The 4,759-nt window shown below is 37.3% G+C and carries 6 protein-coding genes and 2 pseudogenes; 7 read left to right on the top strand and 1 reads right to left on the bottom strand.

Annotated elements, in window-relative coordinates; translation table 11 throughout:
• Positions 1-168: 168 nt before the first annotated feature.
• The 7 genes and pseudogenes from ACIFOT_RS31775 to ACIFOT_RS31745 all read left to right on the top strand — a co-directional run bounded on the left by ACIFOT_RS31775 (position 169) and on the right by ACIFOT_RS31745 (position 4,331).
• Positions 169-722, top strand: a pseudogene (locus ACIFOT_RS31775) (GNAT family N-acetyltransferase).
• A gap of 144 nt (positions 723-866) precedes the next feature.
• Positions 867-1,274, top strand: coding sequence for a DUF4304 domain-containing protein (locus ACIFOT_RS31770; RefSeq protein ID WP_430072847.1), 408 nt, complete (start codon positions 867-869; stop codon positions 1,272-1,274).
• A 297-nt stretch (positions 1,275-1,571) separates the two neighbouring features.
• Positions 1,572-2,204 carry a VOC family protein gene (locus ACIFOT_RS31765; protein ID WP_430072845.1) on the top strand — a complete coding sequence of 211 codons (633 nt, stop codon included), beginning with the start codon at positions 1,572-1,574 and terminating at the stop codon, positions 2,202-2,204.
• A gap of 189 nt (positions 2,205-2,393) precedes the next feature.
• Positions 2,394-2,900 (top strand): hypothetical protein, encoded by a 507-nt coding sequence (locus ACIFOT_RS31760; protein WP_430072842.1) that lies wholly within the window; start codon positions 2,394-2,396, stop codon positions 2,898-2,900.
• Positions 2,901-2,979: 79 nt separating this feature from the next.
• Positions 2,980-3,318 (top strand): hypothetical protein, encoded by a 339-nt coding sequence (locus tag ACIFOT_RS31755; RefSeq protein ID WP_430072840.1) that lies wholly within the window; start codon positions 2,980-2,982, stop codon positions 3,316-3,318.
• Between the two features lie 176 nt (positions 3,319-3,494).
• Positions 3,495-3,836, top strand: a complete 342-nt coding sequence (locus ACIFOT_RS31750) for a hypothetical protein (protein ID WP_430072837.1) — start codon at positions 3,495-3,497, stop codon at positions 3,834-3,836.
• A 93-nt stretch (positions 3,837-3,929) separates the two neighbouring features.
• Positions 3,930-4,331, top strand: a complete 402-nt coding sequence (locus ACIFOT_RS31745) for a hypothetical protein (protein ID WP_430072834.1) — start codon at positions 3,930-3,932, stop codon at positions 4,329-4,331.
• A 92-nt stretch (positions 4,332-4,423) separates the two neighbouring features.
• On the opposite strand, the pseudogene ACIFOT_RS31740 reads toward ACIFOT_RS31745, so the two are convergent.
• Positions 4,424-4,759: pseudogene (locus ACIFOT_RS31740) on the bottom strand (tyrosine-type recombinase/integrase); the annotation flags it as partial.

Genomic DNA, 4,759 nt, shown 5'->3' with positions numbered 1-4,759 from the left:
TTCATGATAACTTAAAGTAATGGGTGCTTGAATTTAAGAAAGGGATTGCTGCGGCGGTCCCTTTTCTTGTTTAACTAACGGGGCAGGATAGTTGAAGAAGTCTGTTTGGATTCTATGGTAAAATTGATATATGAACTAGACAGATTCTTAGGAGGAAACAAAGTTTTTATGATTAATATTGTTGGGCAAAAAATTGTTTTGAAAGAGGCTACTCAACAAGAACTTGATGAATTATATTATTGGAAATATGAAGAAAAGGAACAAGCAGCGAAGAAATGGAATGGACCCTATTTACTTGAACCTAGAATTACAAAGGAAGAATTTCTAAAAAGTTGGGCGAACGACTATGAAATTCAGTCAACACTCCTAAAACACTAATTATCTTAGTAGGAGATAAAGTAATTGGTACAATAAGTTCTTATTGGGTAGATAAAAACACTAATTGGTTAGAAACTGGTATCGTTATTTATGATAAAAATTACTGGAACGGTGGATACGGTACGGAGGCTTATAATCTTTGGATAGATTTTTTATTCAAAACGACTGGATTACATCGTTTAGGTATGTCAACTTGGTCAGGAAATGTAAGAATGATAAAAGTGGCAGAAAAGTTAGGAATGAAAGAGGAAGCCAGAATTAGACAAGCAAGAATGGTAGATGGTAAATATTTTGATGCCATTAAAATGGGTGTTTTAAAAAGAGAATGGGAACAGTCTTCTTAAAGTAATGTGTGCGATTCTTCAATAACGAAGGATCGCTTTTCTTATTCGACTAACGAAGCAGTTACTTGAAGAAGGAATATGTTCATATTTGGGAGAATCTATACGGAAAAGAGTTCATTTTTTTAGAATCGAGGATATTATAAAATGTCAGTTGAAAAAGATAATATGGTTTCTTCTTTAAAGAAAATAGTAATACCAATCTTAAGAGAGAACGGGTTTAAAGGTTCATTTCCACATTTCCGTCGTATTAAAGAAAATAAAATTGACCTTCTAACGTTTCAATTTGACAGATATGGCGGGGGATTTGTTATCGAAGTGGCAGTTTGTCCTCCAGATGGAGTTACCACCCATTGGGGTAAGATAGTTCCGCCGAATAAAGTAACTGCCCACGACTTAAACAACAGACCGAGACTTAATGGTGGCGAATGGTTTAGGTATGATGCACCTGATTCTAATGAAAATATTTTTGATGTTATAGCAAATGAAGTCTTGGATTGTATCCCAGAAGCAGAAAAATATTGGGATAAAATTAAGATCAAAGGCTTCAAATAGTGGTTGCTAATCATAAGTAACCCGTTCTTCTTCAACTAAAGGTGCAAGAATTGAAAATTACCAGCTGCGATATTGGCGGCTGTTTTTATTGAGCTAACTGGCAGTTTACTTCAAGAAGAGTTTAGTATTAACTCATAGAATCCAAAACTAGGTAAGTCATTATACATATGAAAGTGTAATAATATTCTGTTGCTCTAAAGCTAACCAGCTTTTATAATTTTAACTAAAGAACATAGTAAGTCAGAAAATTATGAATACTATCTTTTTTAATTCTATTATATGGAGGTGGAGGCACCCATGCAACTCGCCAAGCCGCGAATCGACATCGGGCTATCGACCAACAACCTCGAACCCCTCCTTGCGTTCTGGCAGGGTGAGGTGAACGCGCAGTTCGATCATGTGCAGCCGGTTATTCGAGGCCAATACCAGCACCGCCACGACATCGCGGGCAGTGTGCTGAAGATCAATTATCACAAGACAACCCTACCCGCCAAACCCCCGACCGGCTACCGCGAGCTCGTGATCGCGCGAGCCGGCCTCACCGAACCGACATCACTCGCTGACCCGGAAGGCAACCGGGTGATGCTTGTTCCGCCGGGCTTCGAGGGTGTGAACCAGATCGGCATCCGGATGGCGGTGCGCGATCTCGATGCTCACCGCCACTTCTACGGCGAAGCGCTGGGTCTCGCGGAGGAACGACCTGGAGCTTTCCGCGCCGGCGAAAGCCTGATCCTTCTGGAAGAAAGTCCCGAAGCTCCGACCGACGCTGATATTCAGGGTCCGGGCTGGCGCTACATCACGTTCCAGGTCTTCAAGGTGGACGACGAGCATGCTGCGGTGCTCGCCAAGGGTGGTCGCGAGGCACTTGCGCCCGTAACACTCGGGACCACTGCACGCATCTCCATGGTACGCGATCCCGATGGGAATTGAATCGAGTTATCCCAGCGCGCCTCAATCGTCGGTAACCTGGAATAGAGGCCACCGTCCGGTCGACGATGCTAACGGGTGCTTGAGTTTAAGAGGGTTGCTGCGGCGATCCTTTTTCTTGTTGCACTTACGTAAGCAGTTTAGTTCAACAAGTAAAATATGTACAGAATATTAAAAAAAGGGGGGGAAGAAATGCCAAGGAAAGGTGAAGGAAAAATTAACGAGATTATTTATAATAACACCGTTTACTACAACGGAAAGTACAGATATTACCCGACGATTTCGGGGTTAAATGGTATTTTAGATGAGATCATTAATTCAAATTCAACCACGGATTACATAAGAATTACACCATTTTATAAAAACGAAAAATTGGATATGCAAATCGGGTTTGAGGATTTTATGTTTTATATTGAATGTAGAGATGTGTTCGATGAACAGATTCAAGGAATACATATCTTAGATTGTTCTAACTCTGTCGATACCCCAAGAACACTTAATGATTTGAGATTAGGGGCAATACTATATCCTTTATGTAAAAATACCGATGTGGTTTCTTTTCAAGAGGCACTTAAAAAATACAAAAAATCCTTAACTGAAATCCTTCCTAAAATGATGGCAATTGCAAAATCAGAAATGGATTTAAAAGAAGGGGATTTGCCTTTTGGTTATTTTTGTTTTGAAATACATAGTGAATAATCGGTTATTCAACAAAAGGGCAGTTGAATAAGAAATTATAATAATAATTACTGTTATTAGGTTTTAGGATGTGATAGCTATGTGTGGAATAGATTTTTCAATTGGAGTAACCGATAAAGAAGCATCAAAGGCAGAAAAATATGTTCATTTTAACGAAAGAATACACGTTTACTTAATTAAAATAGAAAAGGGCTATGGTAATGACTTTAAACTTCTTATGAATCTTGACCCTTATCGGAAAACAATAATATATAGAGATAAGATTCCAGATTTATTAGTAATATGTGAAGCCTTAATTAATAATTACAATTTGACTGGTGAGAAAGAAAAAGAAATAAGGACTTTTGCCCAAGAATTAAAAGAACTATGTGAAGATGCGATAAAACAAAAGAAACACATATACGCTTTTGGAGATTAGGGAATTTTTCTTCTTAGACTCGGTTTTCACCATATACAGCTAACGGGTAGCAAGCGTTAAAGATTGGGATGGCTGCGGCGATCTCCTTTTTAACGAGGAAGGTTAGCTTAAGAAGGTATTGTTAAAACAATGGAGAATAAATACCTTAACTTTTATATAAAAAGTAGGTGTTAGATATGATTGAAAACAAGAAAATGATTCAATTTTCACTAGTTGATATTATTGAAAGGAAAATACATTTTACTAATACAAATACCATATTTGATAAAATGGAGTTTCAATATAATGATGAAGGCGAACTTCAAGCTTATAATGAAATGCTGGTGGATGTTAAAGTTATGGACGAGAACGAATTTGTAAACAAGTATCTAAATATCATAAACACACTTGCGGTACAGTTTGAAAAAGAAGAATTTACAGATGAAACAGAGATAGAAAAAATGTCTGGATACAATAATGCAATAGTATCCATTTTGGAGTGTATAAACCCTATATTTAAGTATGATTTAAATGATTAGTTAATCTAAAGTGAATTAAGATTGTGAAGAATTATACTTAAAGTAACGGGTGCTTAAGGAAAATATTGCTTTTTACTGAAAGGAATTTTTGCGATGACATCTCATTATTTTATTGCTACATTAAGGCAAATTCCTGAACATCATTCTAGTGAAAATAACTATGCATTTCTAAATGGCGAAGCATATAAAGAAAGTTTACCGTTTACACTCCCTTATGTTTATGAACTTGAAGGTGATGACATCGAATTTATTACATTTTTGGATTCGTTTATGGAAATAGGGGACGTTGTAGAACAGTATATATTTGAAGAAGGCCGTCATGGTTACCCCCTATCACAAAATCATCCAGAAGAGGCTAGAACGATTAATCTCCTGAAAAAAACTTACCAAGATCAATACGGTGAATACCAATTAGACTCAAATAAATGGAAAGAAGAGCTTTCTAAACGCACTATTGCCTCAAAAAGAAGTATAACGACATTTGTTAAATTCTAGTGACCTGCTTACCTTGAGGTTGTTATTTAACTATCGGGCACGAGAATTAAAGAAGAGCAATTCTTTTTAATGCATTGCTTTATGAGTTCAATTTAAAAATACTTGCAATAAAGCTCTCGCCTTAAACTCCCACTTAACTGTGCATATATCCTTGTAGTCTCACTTTTCTCATGACCTAGTAAGCTCTGGATAACTTCTAGAGGTGCACCATTATTCAGCATATGGGTGGCATAACTGTGCCTTAGTTGGTGCGGATGAATCGATTTATTGATCCGTGCCCGATTCGAAATTCGTTTTATGATATATCTCATCTGGGCAATGCTCATTCGATGAGGATACCGTTCTGTAACAAAAATGGCTGCATCGCCATCCTGGCGTTGATCAAGGTATCGTTTAAGCTAAATTTCGCAGCGGATGTTAAAATACAC

Source organism: Neobacillus sp. NRS-1170, assembly GCF_050468025.1.
Note: the sequence above shows the minus strand (reverse complement) of the source record. Positions and strands in the feature narration are given on the sequence as shown.

Coding starts and splice junctions, on each gene's coding strand:
- ACIFOT_RS31770 (WP_430072847.1), top strand. CDS start 867: ATGTCAGTTGAAAAAGATAATATGGTTTCTTCTTTAAAGAAAATAGTA.
- ACIFOT_RS31765 (WP_430072845.1), top strand. CDS start 1,572: ATGCAACTCGCCAAGCCGCGAATCGACATCGGGCTATCGACCAACAAC.
- ACIFOT_RS31760 (WP_430072842.1), top strand. CDS start 2,394: ATGCCAAGGAAAGGTGAAGGAAAAATTAACGAGATTATTTATAATAAC.
- ACIFOT_RS31755 (WP_430072840.1), top strand. CDS start 2,980: ATGTGTGGAATAGATTTTTCAATTGGAGTAACCGATAAAGAAGCATCA.
- ACIFOT_RS31750 (WP_430072837.1), top strand. CDS start 3,495: ATGATTGAAAACAAGAAAATGATTCAATTTTCACTAGTTGATATTATT.
- ACIFOT_RS31745 (WP_430072834.1), top strand. CDS start 3,930: ATGACATCTCATTATTTTATTGCTACATTAAGGCAAATTCCTGAACAT.